Annotated in this window: 13 protein-coding genes; 6 read left to right on the top strand and 7 right to left on the bottom strand. The window is 47.6% G+C overall.

All coding sequences use genetic code 11. The features are described 5' to 3' along the window. Positions 1–23: 23 nt before the first annotated feature. Complete coding sequence (gene argF, locus ACFQ3W_RS03735) at positions 24–962, bottom strand: ornithine carbamoyltransferase (RefSeq protein WP_379316749.1); 939 nt, start codon at positions 960–962, stop codon at positions 24–26. Between the two features lie 274 nt (positions 963–1,236). Between argF and ACFQ3W_RS03730 the strand changes: the two genes are divergently transcribed. The 5 genes from ACFQ3W_RS03730 (at position 1,237) to ACFQ3W_RS03710 (ending at position 7,824) form a co-directional block, all read left to right on the top strand. Continuing rightward, a complete protein-coding gene (locus tag ACFQ3W_RS03730; RefSeq protein ID WP_379316747.1) occupies positions 1,237–2,886 on the top strand; it encodes a PucR family transcriptional regulator in 1,650 nt (549 codons plus the stop codon). A gap of 89 nt (positions 2,887–2,975) precedes the next feature. Next, positions 2,976–3,605 carry a spore coat protein gene (locus ACFQ3W_RS03725; RefSeq protein ID WP_379316745.1) on the top strand — a complete coding sequence of 210 codons (630 nt, stop codon included), beginning with the start codon at positions 2,976–2,978 and terminating at the stop codon, positions 3,603–3,605. A gap of 298 nt (positions 3,606–3,903) precedes the next feature. Beyond that, positions 3,904–4,776, top strand: a complete 873-nt coding sequence (locus ACFQ3W_RS03720) for a stalk domain-containing protein (RefSeq protein WP_379316743.1) — start codon at positions 3,904–3,906, stop codon at positions 4,774–4,776. Positions 4,777–4,923: 147 nt separating this feature from the next. After that, a complete protein-coding gene (locus ACFQ3W_RS03715) occupies positions 4,924–5,973 on the top strand; it encodes an ArsR/SmtB family transcription factor (protein WP_379316741.1) in 1,050 nt (349 codons plus the stop codon). A gap of 153 nt (positions 5,974–6,126) precedes the next feature. Beyond that, entirely contained in the window at positions 6,127–7,824 is a 1,698-nt protein-coding gene (locus ACFQ3W_RS03710; protein WP_379316739.1) for an ABC transporter ATP-binding protein, read from the top strand. On the opposite strand, the gene ACFQ3W_RS03705 is transcribed toward ACFQ3W_RS03710, so the two are convergent. The 5 genes from ACFQ3W_RS03705 to ACFQ3W_RS03685 all read right to left on the bottom strand — a co-directional run bounded on the left by ACFQ3W_RS03705 (position 7,796) and on the right by ACFQ3W_RS03685 (position 15,387). Then, a complete protein-coding gene (locus ACFQ3W_RS03705; protein WP_379316737.1) occupies positions 7,796–8,026 on the bottom strand; it encodes a hypothetical protein in 231 nt (76 codons plus the stop codon). The genes ACFQ3W_RS03710 and ACFQ3W_RS03705 overlap by 29 nt on opposite strands. Positions 8,027–8,360: 334 nt before the next feature. After that, entirely contained in the window at positions 8,361–9,272 is a 912-nt protein-coding gene (locus tag ACFQ3W_RS03700) for a helix-turn-helix domain-containing protein (RefSeq protein WP_379316735.1), read from the bottom strand. A 337-nt stretch (positions 9,273–9,609) separates the two neighbouring features. Continuing rightward, positions 9,610–12,393 carry a glycoside hydrolase family 3 C-terminal domain-containing protein gene (locus ACFQ3W_RS03695; RefSeq protein ID WP_379316733.1) on the bottom strand — a complete coding sequence of 928 codons (2,784 nt, stop codon included), beginning with the start codon at positions 12,391–12,393 and terminating at the stop codon, positions 9,610–9,612. 126 nt (positions 12,394–12,519) lie between these two features. Further along, positions 12,520–14,910, bottom strand: coding sequence for a polyprenyl synthetase family protein (locus tag ACFQ3W_RS03690; RefSeq protein ID WP_379316731.1), 2,391 nt, complete (start codon positions 14,908–14,910; stop codon positions 12,520–12,522). Between the two features lie 309 nt (positions 14,911–15,219). Further along, the gene (locus tag ACFQ3W_RS03685; protein ID WP_379316729.1) at positions 15,220–15,387 is read right to left on the bottom strand and encodes a hypothetical protein; all 168 of its coding nucleotides are present in this window, start codon (positions 15,385–15,387) and stop codon (positions 15,220–15,222) included. A gap of 206 nt (positions 15,388–15,593) precedes the next feature. Here ACFQ3W_RS03685 and ACFQ3W_RS03680 point away from each other — a divergent pair, with 206 nt between their 5' ends. Then, positions 15,594–16,895, top strand: coding sequence for an arsenic transporter (locus ACFQ3W_RS03680; protein ID WP_379316727.1), 1,302 nt, complete (start codon positions 15,594–15,596; stop codon positions 16,893–16,895). Here ACFQ3W_RS03680 and ACFQ3W_RS03675 read toward each other — a convergent pair. Then, on the bottom strand, positions 16,885–18,606 hold the full coding sequence (locus ACFQ3W_RS03675) for a methyl-accepting chemotaxis protein (RefSeq protein WP_379316725.1): 1,722 nt from the start codon (positions 18,604–18,606) through the stop codon (positions 16,885–16,887). The genes ACFQ3W_RS03680 and ACFQ3W_RS03675 overlap by 11 nt on opposite strands. Between the last annotated feature and the right edge of the window lie 103 nt (positions 18,607–18,709).

Below are 18,709 nucleotides of genomic sequence, written 5' to 3'. Positions count from 1 at the left end.
CGCCTAGGCCTTGTTAAAACAGCTTAAAGTGCTACTGCCGCAATAATTCCTTTAATGGAGTGCATTCGGTTTTCGCCCTGATCCCAAACCACGGATTGGTCACATTCCATCACTTCATCGGTAACGTCAATGCCTCTGTATGCGGGCAGGCAGTGCATGAAGATAGCATCGGATTTGGCCTTTTTTAAAGCTTCCATGGTTACTTGATAAGGGTGGAAGGCCTTCTTCAGGGCTTCGATTTCTTCAGGAGACTGTCCCATGCTGTAATGCGACATTCCGTATACGATGTCTGCATCCTTAAGCGCTTCATCATAATTGTGAGTAAAAACGATCTTGGAACCGGAGACTGCGGCACGCTTCATTGATTCCTCGTAAATGCCCTGATCAGGCTGCATGCCATCCGGACAAGCTATATACATATCAATTCCCAGTGTTGCACAAGCGATCATCGTCGTGTAGCAAACATTGTAGAGATTGCCGGCATAGCAAAGCTTCAAGCCTTTGTAACCGCCTTTTTTCTCCTTAATCGTCATGAGGTCTGCAATCCCCTGCGTAGGATGTGCCAAAGTGGTCAGTCCGTTGATGACCGGATGGTCCATCCATTGTGCATACTCTTCAACGATTTCATGGCCAAAAGTACGGATGAACAAGCCGTCATAATAACGATCAAACATACGTGCCGTATCCTTAAGAGGCTCCCCACGCCCGCTTTGCAGTTCATCGGGACGAAGATAAACCGCCGTAATGCCCAAATCTGCTGCTGCTCTTTGAAATGCATTACGAGTACGTGTGGAATTCTTCTCAAAGAGAGCCGCCCACACCTGTCCTTTAAAATATTCATGAGGTTCACGCGCCACCCACTTGCTTTTTAGTTGAAGCGATAAATCTACAATGAATTCAATTTCTTCACGGTTCATGTCCTTAAAAGCCAAATAGTCTTTACCTCTGAATCTGTTTCTCATCGTCTTCCCTCCGCAAAAGTGATATAAAATGAGGTTATGGTGGTTGGCGTTTTTGGGCCCAAAATGCCGTTGCCATTGCTTGATACGCCTAAAGTGTACCGATTTGCTCATTATTTCACAATTGTACGAAGGTACATTTCTTTGAGCGATTTTTTATACTTTTGTACAGGGTTCATATCGTTGATTTCCAAATCTACCTATGCTATATTGTATGCGTTTACATTCACAAGCACAGCGTATTGTTTTGTTATGAAACATAGTAGGAGGGGGTTTTATGATTTCTGTACGAGACGCCCTTTCAATCGAACAGCTAAAAGAGGCACAGTTGAAGGCAGGCTCCTCAGGACTCGACCGTGAAATTACAACGGTAACGATTATGGATATTCCTGAGATCGTGGATTGGCTGAATGGCGGTGAACTTGTGATCGCAGGGGTCCTGTTTGAACAATGCTTCTCAAGAAAGCTTGTAGATGCATTGATGGGGAAGGGCATCGCAGGTATAGTGACGAAGGACAAGTTTACCCGCATGATTCCTCAGGAACTTTTTGAATATTGTGATGAAGTAGGCTTCCCGGTCATCCTGGCCCCGGCTTATTGCAACTGGGGTCAAATTATGAATCCTATTCTCAAGCACATTGTGCGCAAACCTTACCTAATGATTGAAGAAGGGCAAAAAATTCACTTTACGTTGATGCGTGCCATGCTCGATGGCGTATCATTATCGGAAATTTGTACAAAAATGCATGAATCCACCGGGCTTAGCCATGCCATCATGGATAACGACTTATATTTGATCGGCTTTTCCAGCAATTTTGATTGGAAAGAGTACACGCGCAACATCACTCAGGATCTGCTGCAGTACTCCGAGATTCATTTTCAGACATTAGACGATAACAGCATTATTCCCATCTATTCATATACGAGTAAATCGCTCCGCTCTCTGCATCTAAAGCTGCTGTTTTACCCAGTTTCATTGGAGCATACCAAATACGGTTATGTTGTGCTGGCATTGGATGAAAGTATCTCCGAGCTCCCACCAACCGAAATCGTCAAAATTCAACAATTGGGGCTGATTGTTGCTTTGCATTCCACGAAGTTGATTGAGATCAGCAATGCCACACGCCGTTTCAATGGACTGTTAATGGATCAGCTTCTGCAGGAGAGCAATCTTACTCAGGCGCGCGCAGAGGCACTTTTGGCCCCTACAGGCAAAAAAATACACCGCAAATATTATGTGGTGCAATTCCTGTATGAGGAGTTTGGAAATATCGACTCATTTGTACAGCAAAATAGCCGGCTGGGTCAGTTCCATGAGATGGCGGAGCGACAAATCAGCAACAGCAACCATATTCTCGTATTTGAAAAGTCCAATTCTCAAATTCTGCTTATCCCTTATCCTACCGAAAATTTAGCCGTATTATTGTCGCAACTGCGCAACATATTCCTCACAACCACAAATCTATCCCGAGTATACATTGGGGTCAGCGATTCCACGCCTTTACATGAAATTAAGAAGGCATTTGTTCAGGCCGAACGTACTGCAAATTATCTTCTATCCATAAAAAGCAACCAGCTATTTTGCTATTACAGCAGCCTGGGGGTACTGAAATTCTTTATGGACAATGAAGGGAAACTGGATGCACACTTTTTGCGCAGCTTTTATGGTACTTATATCACACCTTTGATGGAGCACGACCAAAAGTATCACACGCAGCTATTGGAGACTATAGAGCTGTACCTGGCTAATAATTGTTCAAAGACCACCACCGAAAAACAGCTGTTTATTCATAAAAACACTTTGCGTGCCCGTCTTACAGCCATAAGCAAAGTACTCCACTGCGACGTAAATTCTACAGAGGACCTTTTCAACATCAAGCTGGCGCTTAAGTTACGCCATTTTTTTGAATATACTGACAGACATTGATGTTAGTTCACACAAGATTCATGCATAGATTGGGATATGCTGGAGAAAAATGAATCTGTCTGTCAAAAACTAACTCTATGGAGGCTAACATGAATAAAACACTTGGCGCACATGAAGTATTGGATTTGCATGATATTTTGTCCGATTGCATTAACGGATTGAACACGATGCAGCTTTACCGCCCCTATGCGAAAGACCCTCAGCTGCAATCGATGATGAACAACCATATGCAAATGATGACGATGGAATATAACAACCTGGTTCAGACTGCGCATCAATTAGGCGGTTCCGAAGCAATGCCTGCCCGCGGTCAGAAGCACTTGACCCAAGGGGGCATGCAGATGACTCAGAGCGGAATGCAGATGAATCAAAACTTCCAGCCAATGTACGGTTTGCGTCAACCACCAACGCAAACTCCGAATACCAGCTATGAGCAGGTTGATGATTCCGATGTAGCTGGCTTCATGCTAAGCTGCCATAAGCATTCCGCTTCCATGAAGATGAAAGCCACTCTGGAAATGGCTAACCCCGTGCTTCGTCAAATGATGCAAACCGGAGCCAACCGGACAGCCGATATGGCTTATGAGTGTTTCCAGTATGCCAACCAAAAAGGCTACTACCAAATGCCTACCTTGAAGGATCAAACGATGAATACCTACCTCGATGCTTATGGCACCGCAACGCAAATGGGGAACCAAATGCCCCAGCAATATATGTAATGGAAAAAAAGCTGCCTGGAGAGTCAAACCTTTGACCTTTCTAGGCGGCTTTTTTTGTCTTCATGTATCTGTTAATAGTGTATAGTAACAAAGAATTAATCTAGTTAGTTCCTTTGGCTTATTCTATCCAAAATGATAATCCTACTAAAGAATTATATATTATATTGACCATGGCATAATTTTCCTGTATCGTGAAAGTTGCATAATCAAACAACGCATATTCCAAAAGCGCGGGTAATTCCCTATTACTAAGGAACTACTTTGTTTATGCACATTCTATAGTTAACGGGGTGTTATTATGAAAAAGCTATCTGCTAAAATCTTAATCTCTACCACTGCTTTATCTATGGTCATTGCTGTTGGAGCGGTTGCCTATGCAAGTTCTGCGCTAAAAAAAGTAACCGCTTACCAAAACTCGAATATTCAAATCGAGGTAAATGGAAAAGCAATCAATATTTATAGCGAAGGCTCACCTATGTATCCATTGGTTTATGATGGCCATAGTTATGTATCTGCTAAAGCCCTCGCCGAAGCCCTTGGCGCTACAGTAAAATGGAATAATGGTACACAAACTATCGAGATATCTACTGATAGTGCGGCATCTGATGCTGGAATTCCAAGCAAAGACAACTCCACTAACGTTCCAGCTCCTACGCCTTCTACAGAAACTCCAAAGACAGAGAGCAAAAACACTGAACATACAGTATCAGGCGGTTTTCCTTCCAAAATATCCTCTGATTTTAACAAGGACAAATTTGCCTCTCAAAATAAAGAATATGCCTTGGCCTTTTTCAAAGCTTTCGCGGATGCTGTTAAAACAGAAGATTATGCCAGCCTCGATAGCTTTGTAAATGCTTCTATCGGTAACCCTGGTACCTCTCATTTTTGGGATGGCCCTAAGGGTTCAATAGAAAATCTACATAAAAAAGTAGAAGGCATGCGAAATGCAAACAAAAAAGACATCCTTTCGAAGTGGGCGGATGCCATTAATTCCATGACTGTCTCTGATGTAGAAATCAGTTCTACTTATAAAAGTGATATTACAGGAAATGTCCAATATTCAGTTCGGCCTAAAGGTTTTGATGCCTTTTCTTCTTTAGATGTTCAAGTTTCCTACTCTATTCCATATAAACAAACAGACTACTGGCTGGAAAAAATCGCTATTTATTAATAACACCTAAGTTTCTATTAGCCCCTTTTCTTCTATATAGGAGGAAAGGGGCCTTTTTGCAGTTTGGCTACTTGAACCTTAAGTTTTATGCAAATATAATGAATTAGATAATGACCAAATGAGATGGAGCATGGAGGCGCCATAAACATGAAACTTAACATTCAAACCGAGCTGGACCCGGTCTTTGAAACGATGGGGCTGCTGTATGTAAGCTTGCGCGGGGACAAATACAAACGCGACATGATTACGGAGTTAGGCGAGTTTGGAATGGACGGGGAAGCCTTTTACAATAAGCACCTGAAGCTGGTGGACAAATATATTCATTCCTTCGTAAAAGGAAGACAGTGGGATGAACGAGCCGAGTTCTTTTTCAATGATGAAGACGACATGTTTTTCCACCTTCTCCATTCGATCCTCAGTGAGAACGCTAGATGGCTGGCTGCACCTGAGAAGATCAAGGGGGATACCGCCCGGTTGGAAATTCTAAAGATGCTCGCCAGAGATGAGGACATTCAAAAAGACCTTCCAAAGGAGCTTTCGCCCGAAAACATCCAAACTTTAGACCAAATCGTCGCTTTTTTAGACAAGTGCCCGTTTGAAGTAGGCATGAAATGGAAGCTGATGGCCGTGCTGCAGCACCCGCGCAGGTATATTCAGCAGCTGGTCGCCATTGTTCACAGCAACCTTCCGGCTTTTGAGCAAGCGAAACAGGACGTTCAGAAACCTCTGGACAAGCTGATTCATAAATATACGGAGTCGGTGCAAAAACAACAGGACGATCAGTTTTTCAAGCTGGTCGGTATGTTTACCGATGAACCTATCGTACATCCATCCTTAATTATGCCGCTAGCTCAGGTCGTGTTCATGAAACGCTGTTATTGCGGCCTCCTTGTAGATTTTTTGCCCATAACTCGGAAAACCGGCGCTCCCTCCCTCGATTTGCTGCTCATTAAATTAAAGGCGATGGGCGATAACAGCAAGCTGCAAATTCTGGCTTCGCTTAAGGTCAGTCCGAAATATAATCTGGAAATCGCCGAGCAGCTTGGTCTGACCGCCGCAACGATGTCCCACCATATGAATGTGCTGCTGGCTTGCGGATTGGTCACGATAGAGAAAAAGAACGGAAAAGTGTATTATCATCTGGACCAGGACAACATCAAACAATTCCTGCATGAGCTTGAGCAATTTTTGCTGTAGCTCGCAAGTATTCAACTTCCCGGCAAGCCTGCTTGCGGGAAGTTTTTTTATGAATAGAATTAGATTATTATCTTATACATTTGACATTTATTTTATTTATGTGATATATTCATCTCACAAATTAGAATACGATCTAATACTGGAGGGTGACTCATGAAACAGGCTCTAAGGAAAAATAGATGGCTGATCGCGGTGACAGTCCTATTCAGCATCATCGTTTCGGCCGCAAGTGTGCTCATCGCTATTCTTTTGCAACGGATTATCGATGCCGCTATTCAGGGTAATATGGAGCTTTTTTGGCAAACCCTATTCTTCTCGATTGGTTATGTTCTACTGCTAGGCCTCCTCAGCTATATTTATGCGATATCCAGCAAAGCATTAATTCGAAATTGGACGATTGTCATACGGGATCAGGTATTTCGCGGTGTATTCAGAAGGAATTTTGAAGCCTTCTCTACAACCAATACCGCAGATTATTTATCCGCGCTGTCCAACGATATCAAACTGATCGAAGAAAACTACATTAACCCCCTGCTGCTCACACTGCAAAACATAGTGATCTTTGTATTTTCCCTTGCCATCATGCTGTTTATTAGTCCTTTGGTTACCGGAATTCTGATTGTGTGCACGGTGCTCATGTTTGTTGTTCCCTCTTTGTTCGGTAGTGCGCTGCAAAATAAACAAAACGCCGTATCCGAACAAATGTCCGTCTTCACCTTGAAGCTAAAGGACTTATTGTCCGGCTATGAGGTCATCAAGTCATTCGCATTGGGCAAACACGCCGATCGCAAATTTGGTCAGGAAAATGCAGCAGCCGCAAATACCCGGTTTGCCGCCGATCGACTGCTGGCGATGAACGAAAGCGTCTCGGAGATCCTGGGTATTTTAACGCAGTTTTCCGTTATTTTTATCGCTGCTTATTTGATTATTACCGGTCATTTATCGGCAGGAAGCCTTGTCGCTCTAGTTCAACTGAGCAATGGCTTTGTCGGACCCGTGCTAATCATCATGCAGAGCCTGCCGAAAATCCAAGGCGTGAAGCCGGTGGTTGATCGGATCAATGCACTGGCGGATTATAAGGATCATTCGTTTCAAGGCGTGCTGGAGCCTACGTTTCAGGATAATTTGAAGGTCAGCCAGTTGAGCTTTGCCTACGATGACAAGAAGGATGTGCTGCTGGACATTGAGCTCACCTTGCATAAGGGTAAAAAATACGCGCTGGTCGGGCAAAGCGGGTGCGGAAAATCGACACTAGTGAAGCTGCTGACCGGCTGTTATGAAGGATATAACGGGATGATTTCCTATGATGATGTAGAGCTCAAACAGCTCGATGTGGAACGGCTGCAGCAGATGGTCTCGACGATCCATCAAAATGTGTATATGTTCGATACGGACATTTTGCAAAATATCTGCCTGGACGAGGACTTTTCCGAGGAGGCGATACAATCGGCGATCCAAAGGAGCGGAGTAAACAAGTTCCTGCTGCAAATGCCGCAGGGCCTGCACACCCCGGTCAGCGAAAATGGCTCCAGCCTGTCCGGAGGTCAACGGCAAAGAATTGCCGTCGCTCGGGCGCTGATCCGTAACAAGCCGATCCTGGTTCTGGATGAAGGAACATCGGCCATCGATATGCAGACCGCCTTTGAAATTGAAAGCAAGTTGCTCAGCCTTCCGGGACTGACCCTGATTACGATTACGCATAATATGAACCCGGATATATTGATGATGTACGATGAAATCATTTATATGGAGAACGGCCGGATCGCGGAAATGGGAAGCCTGGAGGATCTCCTCGCTTTGGGCGGGGGATTCAGCCGATTTATTACGCTGGAGAAGTCGGCGGCGGTGTGACAGTTTCAAGTGCGCGGTGCATTGGAACGATCCGTTCGGCCTCTGCACACGTACCGTACACGGCACCATTGTGCCCGTTGTGCTGCAGCGATCTGTACACGCACCATCGTCCCCATTGCGCTGCGGCGATCTGTACACGCACCATCGTCCCCATTGCGCTGCGGCGATCTGTACACGCACCATCTAAATGTAAAAAGTGCATCTAATTTGCTCAATTTTTCGGATTCTTCCGATTTAATTGCAGAAAGTGCATCTAAAAGTGCCATACCTCGTGTCGACCGACATACCAAGCCCGTTTAGATGTACTTTATGCATCTATTTTCTCTCTAACCTAGAAATAGCGAAAAATAGATGTACTAAATACAGTTAGACTCGGCCCCAAGCCGACTTATGACTTTATGCGCGCCTTCAGCTGCACCTTCTTCATCATCGCTAATATTCTATTCCGTCTCCACCATCAACCCACCAGTATAGCGCTTTACCTTCAAAAAAAGCACCAATACGGGTTTGTCCCTATCGGTGCTTTTCGTATTTCTCTATGACTGTGCTAACTTTTTCACAGGCCGGAGCACAGCGTATCCATACCCCTCGGGAAAATGTCGCTGATAATCCTGCTTGATCTCTTCGTCCCAGGCGTAGCCCATATGGCTCGGGTCAAAATCCCAGGCTACCTCCTCAACCGTAGCCATCACGGCTCCGTTATCCTTCAAATAGTCAAAGGGCGGATGATAGAACACGATATACTCGGATTCGGGGATTTCCCGACACTCCATACCCGCCGGAATTTCTCCATCATAATCGACCGGTACAGGAATCCCATACAAGTATCCCTTTTGTCCGTTCTGATAGAACCATCCTGCGGTCTGGTTAAGCTGCCCTGACAGTATAACGTTGGACATGCTCTCAAGCGTACCGCAAATATCATCGCAGTTGTGCCCGTGGTTCCAAAAGTCTCCATAGTTTTGCGAGGTGATATCCCAAATACCAATAAACTTATGTGCTGGAATAGTCTCGATCTTGATCTCCGCCGGCTGCATATGAACTTGACGCATCTGATCCCGCTCCTTCATCAAATAGTGATAAGGGGAGAATACCTCCGCATGAATAGCTAATCGAATGGGTCGCGGGTCTTTGCGGTAAGCGTTTGGAGTTACGTCAAAGGCCTTCACAAATGCCCGGGTAAAAGCCTCCTGTGAAGAAAATCCGTACTTCACCGCGATATCCAGCACGCGTTCACCCGTGTCGCGGAGCTCCAGAGCAGCACGGCTGATCCGGCGATTCCAGATATAGTCCCGCAAGGTCATCCCCGTCAGCGCGTTGAATTGCCTTGAGCAGTAATACGGCGAATACCCAAGCTGCTCAGACATCTTTAGCAGGGACGGGGCCTGAGTTAAATTATTGTCCACCCAATCGATCATCAGCTGAACCATGTGATTCCACTCATACATGAGGTCCTCCTCCTTTCGATTTGATCATAACAAGCGGGCCATTCCTATATTTGATCTGAGTTGCAAAAGCACAGTGCTAAGGCTTGGTCTTGTTCTTCCTTTACCATACAAAAAAAGCGAGAGAGGGGGAAAGATATTTCCCCCATCGTCTCGCGACTTTTTGTCTTGATTTCTGCTGCCAGAAAGAGAATAACGAAGCGGAGGGAGTTTACGTCCGCATTTGGGAGCCACTTGTCTTCCTTCTCATCCATTCCTAATGACAAATGGCGGACAAGCGCGGCCCGAGCTCGTTATTCACTTTCGATGTTCATGCTGAGCCGCAGGTTTACTTTCAAATTTATACCTGCTTAAACTCAACCCACTCGACCTGCAGCCCCGGCTTGATGAACTCAAGCCCCATCTCATACAGTCCGGCCTCCAGCTCGACCTTCACCAGCTTCCGCTTGATCCATTTCCCATCGGTTCCGTTCGTTTGAATCGTCGTCACCGTTTCCCCGTTCAGCAGCAAATTGCATGCGCTTTGGGCCAATTGGTCATCCGGAGACATCACGTGGGCGAAGATCCGATATTCGCCGGCCTGATCTACCTTCACCAGCGTCTTTTCAGCCGTCGCCGTCTTCACCTGCGCGTCCTCGGACAAGGATTGCGCCTTATCAGCCGATAGTGACGGTTTCGCAGCGAACTTGTTTACGGCTTCCAACACCAGTTCATCTCTGGAGAAGACCGGTGCACGCATGAGGAATTGGCAAATGTTCATCGCATTCCGCTGCAGTTCACCGCGGGTGAGCGTGCCATTTTCCAAAGAGTCCAGCGTATTGTCCCCCAGCACATTCACTTCCGCGCCGTAGTTGGCAATGACCATGTAAAGATCGTTTTGCGCCCGAACCATCCAGTTTGTAAACTTCGCATCCGCGGTTCCTCCATGAACGCAATCGTTCATGCGGGCCCACCAGTCCGTCATTACGATGCCCTTAAAGCCCCATTCCTTGCGTAGAATTGTCGTGTTCAAATCATAGTTAGAGGCCGCCCAATGCCCGTTGATCGGGTTGTAGGAGGTCATGACCGAGTTGGCCCCGCCCTCTTTTACGGCAATTTCAAAGCCTTTCAGGTAAATTTCCCGTAGGGCCCGTTCCGAAACGACCGCATCGACCTGACTCCGGTGCTTCTCCTGGTTGTTGCAGGCAAAATGCTTCAGCGTTCCGTTCGAGCCGCCCTTCATCATGCCGCGTACGCAGGCCGAAGCAAATGCCCCGGTAATCAGCGGATCCTCGGAAAAATACTCAAAGTTCCGCCCGTTGAGCGGACTGCGCCGAATGTTCAGCCCCGGTCCAAGCAGAGCGTCGATTTGGTTGCTCAGCAGCTCCTGGCCTTCCATTACATAAAGCTCTTCGACCAGCTCCGCGTTCCAGGTAGCGGCCAGCAAGGTGCCAATTGCAACCTGTGTCGCCTGATGTCCGCTGTCCATCCGAATACCGGACGGGCCGTCCGATGTACAAGCTACCGGAATGCCGTAGCTCAGCAATTGATCGCTAACTCCGCCAAAAGCCGAAGCCGTACCCGGGGTCGCGAGCGGACTGCTCATGCCCTCGCCTCTCACGATCGCCGCCAGATCCTGGTCGGATAATTGAGCGATAAAATCCTCCATGCTGACTTTTCCGTCATACACGTCACGCAGCTTATATCCACGATCACCGGTTTGCTTCAACATTTTCGGAAGACGACCCTCAATGCGCTCCGCCATCGATACCGTCTGTTTCGGCACCTCTACAAAGGTTTCCTCATAGGTGCCGTCGGACTTCCGGGCACCCGGCTTCAATCTCGTAAAGCTTTCCGTCGGCGCCATCGCCTCTTCCAGCTGCTGAACGACTTCAAGCTCCTTCACCACAAAGCCTTCCTGACCGTCAGCGCTGATTTTATCGAGCCGTTTGACGCTGGTTCCTGCATACAGATAATAAGTCCCGGCTTCCAAGACATAAGCCGAACGATGTCCTGTCACGCCGCCGTCATCATAAGAAGCCATCGCCTTCACGGGAAAGCTAATCGTTAAGCGTTCCGATTCCCCCGGTTGAAGAAGGCCGGTCTTACCGAAAGCCGCGAGCACTCTCGCCGGCTGCCCCAGCTTCCCTTGCGGCGCTTCAACATACACCTGAACGACCTCTTTGCCTGCATAGGTTGTTCCGATATTTTGCACCGTTACGCCGATTTCAAAATGCTTCTCCCCATCTTTGGCAACGAGCTTGGCTTCCTCCGGCTCAACCTTGAACTCGGTATAAGAGATCCCGTACCCAAACTCATACTGCACCTTGTCCGGGCAAAATGTCTCAAAGTACCGATACCCGACATATATGTCTTCCTGGTAAAAGTTTTTGAACTCATTGCCATAGTTGCGAGTCGATGGATAATCGTCGATCGAGTAAGCGATCGTGTCGGTCAACTTCCCGCTTGGAGTCACCTCGCCAACCAGCACGTCGGCAATCGCATTGCCGCCCTCCATGCCGCCATGCCATGAATAGATGATACATGGGATCGGATTTTTGTAGCCTTCGTCGTTGACCCAGCTCATATCGATAATATTCGAGACGTTTAGCACAACGACAGTCTGTTCAAAATGAGCCGTTACCTGCGTTATCATTGCTTTTTCATCATCGGTCAATAAATAGCTGCCCGGCTTAGCCGCATTGTCCTGATCTTCCCCAGCCGTGCGTCCGATCACAACGACTGCCTTGCTGGAATTGCTTCTGGCCGCAGCCACCAGCTCGTCCGTCAGCGGCATTTCCTTCTGATGCCAAGGTTCGGCAGCCCAGCCGCCCCCGCCGTTGTCAAACGGATTTTGCTCGATCCATTTCTCGTAAACCCCAGCCAGCTCTTCGTTGACGGAGATGTTCTTCTTGGCGCGCAGCCCGTCCAGCAAATTCGTCGTGTATGGAACGTGGACACTGCCGCCCGAGCCCGTACCACTGCGGTAGTAGTTGACTTGAGTTCTCCCGAAGACCGATACGGTTTCTCCAGATTGAAGAGGAAGCGCTTGTCCCTCATTTTTTAACAAAACAGCACCTTCCGATGCTACTTTTCTGCTCAGTTCAGCGAAGCCTTTCAGTGGAACACCAAATTGTGCGCTCAAACGGATTACCTCCAAATTGTCATGATCAACCAAAATTATACCAAATGTGTATCGGATAAAACATGCACGAATTTCACAAAAAGTAACATAATACTGCGGTTTTTATGCCTACGGGGTCAACCCGCTCTACCGATCCCGATGCACAATATAGTTCAACAAATGCTTCAGAAAAACGGGGCTACGCGGCATATCCTTCAGTGCTTCCATAGCCAGGCAGTAGTGTTCCCACATCTGTTTCTTGGCGTTTTCTTCACCCAGGATGGAAACAAACGTGGAGTTGTTGTTCTGCGCATCTTTGCCGACAGGCTTCCCGAGCAGCAGCACATCCCCCTCAAAATCAAGCAGGTCGTCCTTAATTTGAAAAGCAATTCCGGCGTGGTAGGCGAATTTCTTCAGCCCGCTAATTTCCCGCTCATTCGCCCGGGCGAGGATGGCCGGCATCACCAGAGAAGCTTCGAAAGCGATCCCAGTCTTATAAAAACAGATCGTGTTCAGCTGCTCCAAATTTAAAGCCTTCCCGCGGGATTGCAGGTCCATTGCCTGCCCCATACACATCTCCTCCGCCTTTTCAGCCGAATACTGCATGAGGTCGAGTACAACTCTAGCATCAAACCGGGCCAACGAAGTCTGCTCCTGAATCCCCTTTTGAATCAGGAACAGGCCAGTCAGCTCCGCAGTAGCGCTATTATGCACCTGATGCAGGGTGGGGCGTCCCCTCCGAGTGGACGCATTGTCCTGGGATGGCAAGTCGTCAAAAATAAGCGATGCAGTATGCAAATATTCCAGCGATTTCAAGAGCGGCATAACGGCGGACGGTTCCAGTCCGTATTCATGGACGCCCATCACCCAGGCAAGCACCGGTCGCAGCCGCTTCCCGTCTCCTTCGAGGCTGTAATTGGCCGCGTCGATCAGCGGCTCCTTCATGGGTAATATTCCGTCAGCCTTAGGGATAGGCAAGGCTCGGTTGATTTCGTGGCGCACCGCTTCGACCGTATCCAGAAAAGCATCCTTTTCCTTCCGATCATTCTTTAGAACGGTCAGCAGCTGATCACGCAGCAGTTTGTCGAAAAAATCAACATCGTCCGCCTTGTTCACCATTTGCTGCACAAGCCGGTTGAAATCGGGAACCTCGGCAGTAAAGGTAGCCATAATTTTCGCATACTGTTCCGAGCCTAGGCGCACCTTAGCCCGCTTTAATCCATTGATGGCCCGGTCCAGCATAACCTCCCGGGTCTTGGCATCCGAGCGGTACACGTCATGGATCAGGTGAGAAATCACCGCCCAATATAGTTCAAAGGGGTTGATCAGGTCGGGACGCTGCTCATGATATTTCAGGTAATACGTATAAGGCGTAACCGCGCCATCCAGGCTGTCGTCAAACATATCGGCAAAATCGTCGGCCAACTGATTATAAATGCCGTAATAGAACGTCCGATCGTCAAAGCCCTCATCCTCAGGGGCGCTAATGACAGAGCGGGCGATGAGCCGTGAACAGGAGGACTTTAAAATAATGGGGATGTAGAGCTCTTCATTGGTGTAGTGCGGATGGTCGATTTTCTTCACACGGTCCATATCCTGAGACTTGAAAAATACGTAAGACTGCTCGAAAAATGTCTGCTGCGTATCCGGCCGCTGGTGGTTCTTAATATACTCAAATGCTTCGCCCAGCTCCGCATGGATGTACCGAATCAGCTCCATGTTATCGCTTCTTACCCATGAACCCAAGTCAGGCACAACCCCTGTAACCAGCGCAGTGCGAATCAACTCCGAATACTGCTCCTTTTCCGAATCGGACAGCACCTTGGAATCGAGGAGATCGTCAATGTAGGGGTAGGTCAAGCCGTAGGAGTAGCCAAGACGGATTGCTTCATCGAGTTTTTGGGTACGTTCCGCAGGCGGTACGCGGCCATCCGTCTCCTCCGTGACATGGAGCACAACGCCGACGATGATTTTAAGCAGCTTGCGCTGGGCCTGCTCCGGGTTCATCGATTCGGGAATGTGGGTCGATACGCCCTTCAGCTTGTTCATCAGCCAAATGACGGTCGCTTCTATCCCCTCCTTCTGGGCCCAACGGTAAAGTCCTGCCAGGCTCAGAAAGTCGAGCGAGTCCGCTGATTTTTTGCCGGTGGTGGATTGGAGCAGATCCTTCTTTAAATCTGCAACCACCTGCCGAATCCGGGCCTGCGTATCCGGGGAGTCGAGGGCTTTGCCCAAATCCCGCATATATATGTAGGAAATGCTGCGATCCAAATAGTCGTCCAGCTTGCCGGCGTCGCTCATCCAGCCGATATATTTTGCATAATCCCGGGAATCCGGCTTTTTCTTGCCGCGCAGCAAAAAGGATAACCATGAATGAGCATAAACATGTTTGTCCTTCCACACCTGAAAATCGTTGCTTAACGTAGACACATACGTTTTTTCCTTAACCTGCTCGAAAAGCGCAGCAAAATACCGAGCCGCTTTCTGTTCGGCCAGCCTATAGCATGTATCGGGATGGGTGATAAGAGTCTCATTCATAAGGCGATTTTCCTCTGCTTTTTGTATGGTGTAACGCTGTGGTTCATATTCATATGTTATACGGAAAAGACTCGTTTAGGTTACGAAAAACATCATGCGAGAATAAAGAAAAACGTTCGATCAACATTTGTTTATAGTTCGGTGATTAGTTGTAAATTGTACATTTATTTTGATCAAGGTTTCCTGTCGCACGGGAATAGTTGTAAAAAGTACATTTAAAACCGTCCAAATCATGTCTATCTACCAAATGGGGCATATTTAGATGCACTTTTTACATTTACTCGTCTCCCACCGCAGAAAAGCGGAAAATTAGCTGCACAAAATACAATTAGCGCGGCCGATTTCCTCCATCATGTCCTCTTCCGTAAAGATCGGGATCTTGAAATAGTCGTAATGCAGTTCTATCGTCGGCTTCACATAGGCATCTTCGCCAAACAGGCCCAGGTAGCTAATTAACGGCTCATGATTTCTACTCACAAAAAAGTGAATATGGCGAATATTTTCTTGCTCCGTGGTGGTTTTTAGGAAGTTCGCTGTTTGTGGCATCCATTTGGTTATATTGTCAAAATTTTAATGGCCCTGTTCAATATACAAATCTCGCAATGCGTGAGACAATGATAGGCGGTTCATTAATTTCGCGATACGGCTTTACGAGATGTACAAGCTAGTTTGGAGGGTCAGCATTGCATTTTGACATCATTGCAGCATTTATCATTTTTACGGTGACATTGACATTCGTGATTTGGCAGCCGAGAGGACTCGGCATAGGCTGGTCTGCCTGCGGAGGGGCCATTCTTGCCCTGCTGGTAGGCGTTGTAGGATACAGCGATGTATTAGAAGTGGTCCATATTACGTGGAATGCCACTTTAACTTTTATCGCGATTATCATCATTTCTCTCATCCTAGATGAGATTGGTTTGTTCGAATGGGCGGCCTTGCATATGGCGCGGGCGGCGAAAACAAGCGGGATCCGGATGTTCGTCTATGTGAGCGTGCTTGGTGCGATTGTTTCGGCCTTTTTTGCCAACGACGGGGCTGCGTTGATTTTGACGCCGATTGTACTTGCCATGGTGCGTCATTTGAATTTCGAGGAAAAAATGATTTTCCCGTTCATAATAGCTAGCGGGTTTATCGCGGACACAACCTCTCTGCCGTTTGTAGTCAGCAATCTGGTAAACCTTGTTTCTGCAGATTATTTTCACATTGGATTTGTGAAATATGCCTCCAGGATGATCATTCCTAACCTCTTTTCACTAGTCGCCACGATTGTCGTCCTACTGATCTATTTCAGAAAGAGCATTCCTCGGACCTATGACTTGTCCAAGCTGAAGCGGCCCACTGAGGCGATTCGAGACCCTAAAATGTTCCGCCTGTCCTGGTGGATGATCGGAATTTTGCTCATCGGCTATTTTGTCAGTGAAATGCTCCACATCCCGGTTTCCCTGTTCGCGGATACGGTTGCACTGATCTTTGTCCTTATGGCGAGAAAAAGCAAAGCGGTCGATACGAATGCGGTGATCAAAGGAGCGCCGTGGAGCATCGTATTTTTCTCTGTCGGGATGTATGTCGTCGTCTATGGACTCGGGAACGCGGGGCTGACCCAGGTTTTAGCGGCACTAATTCAGGCGGCCTCCGAGCAGGGTCAATTTGTGGCTACCATGTTTATGGGCTACACCTCGGCATTCCTGTCTTCGATCATGAATAATCTGCCTGCAGTGATGACCGGCGTACTCGGTATCGCAGACACGGACACCTCCGGTGCAGTCCGGGAGGCGCTCATTTACGGGAACGTGATCGGGGCTGACCTTGGACCAAAAATTACCCCGATCGGTTCGCTGGCCACTCTAGTATGGCTGCACGTGTTATCCAAAAAAGACGTCCGTATTTCATGGGGAACTTATTTTAAAACAGGGATTGTCTTAACGATTCCTATCCTGTTTATGACGCTGCTTGGGCTCTACCTAACGCTGTTCATCACAAGCTAAACTTAGATATCAGGTGTTCCAGGCGCTCGGACATCCGGTTCAATTGCTCCATAGAACTTGATATTTGCTGCAAAGCAGCCAATTGCTCCTCCGATGCTTTCGAGATACCCTGGAACTGTTCCGATGTAAGCCTGGTCAAACGGTCCGTTTCATCCGCCGAGGCGAGCACCTGCTCCGCTCCGGCCGCGATTTGCTGAGACACCGCCGAAACCTCTTGTACCTGTCCCGCTACCTTTTGAACCTCGTTCACGATTTGGGCAAACGCCCCGCCTGCCTTCTCCACGATAGCCCGCCCCAGATCGATTTCCTTCGTTTCCGCCTCAACTCCCCGCACAACCCGATCTGTGCTGCCGAGGATCGACTCAATCAATTCGCTAATCCTTACTGCCGATTCCTCCGACTGCGCTGCCAGCTTTCTAATCTGGTCGGCTACAACCGCAAAGCCTTGGCCATGCTCGCCAGCTCTAGCCGCCTCAATAGCCGCATTGAGGGAGAGCAAATGGGTCTGCGCCGAAATTTCCCGGATGGCCAATGTAATTTGACTAACGCGGCTCGATTGATCAGCCAAATGCTGAATATCTTTAGCCATCTCCAGTCCGGATGCTTGGATAGAACTCATTTGGTGAACCGCCTGCTGTACGAACTCGTTTCCGTTTCTGGCCGCCACCGTAACCTCATTAGCTGCATCTGCCGCGATGGATAGAGAAGCCGCCACTCGCTGAATCTCGGTTTCGACCTCTCCTATCGTTCTTACGGTCTCTTCACTGCACTTTACCTGATTCTCCGCCGCCTCCGCTGCTTGCCCCAGGTACGCCGTAATCCTCTGACTCATAACGTTGGATGCCTCCGTACTTTCCGCATGCACACGAGCCGATTGGCGCAAATCCTGAACACTGCTTTGAACTTCCAGGATCATTTCCCGTAGAACAGCAACCATTTTGCGGAATGCCTCAGACAATCGGCCGATCTCATCCTTTCTCACCACGCCGTCCCATTGTCTCAATTCCCCCTCCTGTACCTTCTGAACTTCACGGGTTAAGCGCAAGACCGGAGACACAATCATTCGGGAAAAAATATACGTAATTATAACCGAGATCAGTAAAATGACCGCGATCATTAGAATTGTATTTCTTTTGTTTTCTTTCATCAGATCATATACAGATGAAGCGTCAAAATCTGCTCCAATAATTCCGATCTGTGCGCCGGAGGCGTTCTTAATCGGAACATAGGCGGATACTAGCGCCCCATAAGGGTCATCCTCGGTAAGCGCACCGATTTTGGTAACGCCTTCAGAAAATGCAGCGAGCTGCATGCTATCAACATTTTCCTCAACGGTCCCGATCGGGGAGAAATCCCCTTCTTTCGTTTCCAACGGCATACCGTCCACAATAAAGATATATTCAGAGCCATTGTCTTTCCTGCGTTCCTGCATGGTGTACAAATATTTTAAATTGTTGGCCTCACGAATTTGATTCAGCTTCTGACGAAGCTCCTTATAGTATTCGGTCTCTCCTTTCTCCGGAGTTATCTCTTGATATTTCTCGATTTCAATTTGTCTTAAAGCGGATTCAGCAATGCTTTTGGCTTGCTCACCAAGAGAAAGACTGATGAGATTTACTGAGGAGGTATAAACTCGATAGCTTAAGAATGTGCCGGATAATAATACGATGATAGAAAATACAAATGTAATGCGGAGTCGTAGACTCTTCAAAAGGGGGTTCACTCCTCTGTGTAATTCGTAGCTGGGGTATAGTTAATCACCACTATATCAAATAGGATGGTCAGCAGTCATTCTAAAAAGTACAAACGACATT

The sequence above is a fragment of the Paenibacillus puldeungensis genome (assembly GCF_042678945.1).
GTDB classification, from domain to species: Bacteria; Bacillota; Bacilli; order Paenibacillales; family Paenibacillaceae; genus Fontibacillus; species Fontibacillus puldeungensis.
Note: the sequence above shows the minus strand (reverse complement) of the source record. Positions and strands in the feature narration are given on the sequence as shown.

Bases quoted from the DNA above. Each gene is read 5' to 3' on its own strand.
- argF (WP_379316749.1), bottom strand. From the start codon at position 962: ATGAGAAACAGATTCAGAGGTAAAGACTATTTGGCTTTTAAGGACATG.
- ACFQ3W_RS03730 (WP_379316747.1), top strand. From the start codon at position 1,237: ATGATTTCTGTACGAGACGCCCTTTCAATCGAACAGCTAAAAGAGGCA.
- ACFQ3W_RS03725 (WP_379316745.1), top strand. From the start codon at position 2,976: ATGAATAAAACACTTGGCGCACATGAAGTATTGGATTTGCATGATATT.
- ACFQ3W_RS03720 (WP_379316743.1), top strand. From the start codon at position 3,904: ATGAAAAAGCTATCTGCTAAAATCTTAATCTCTACCACTGCTTTATCT.
- ACFQ3W_RS03715 (WP_379316741.1), top strand. From the start codon at position 4,924: ATGAAACTTAACATTCAAACCGAGCTGGACCCGGTCTTTGAAACGATG.
- ACFQ3W_RS03710 (WP_379316739.1), top strand. From the start codon at position 6,127: ATGAAACAGGCTCTAAGGAAAAATAGATGGCTGATCGCGGTGACAGTC.
- ACFQ3W_RS03705 (WP_379316737.1), bottom strand. From the start codon at position 8,026: ATGCACTTTTTACATTTAGATGGTGCGTGTACAGATCGCCGCAGCGCA.
- ACFQ3W_RS03700 (WP_379316735.1), bottom strand. From the start codon at position 9,272: ATGTATGAGTGGAATCACATGGTTCAGCTGATGATCGATTGGGTGGAC.
- ACFQ3W_RS03690 (WP_379316731.1), bottom strand. From the start codon at position 14,910: ATGAATGAGACTCTTATCACCCATCCCGATACATGCTATAGGCTGGCC.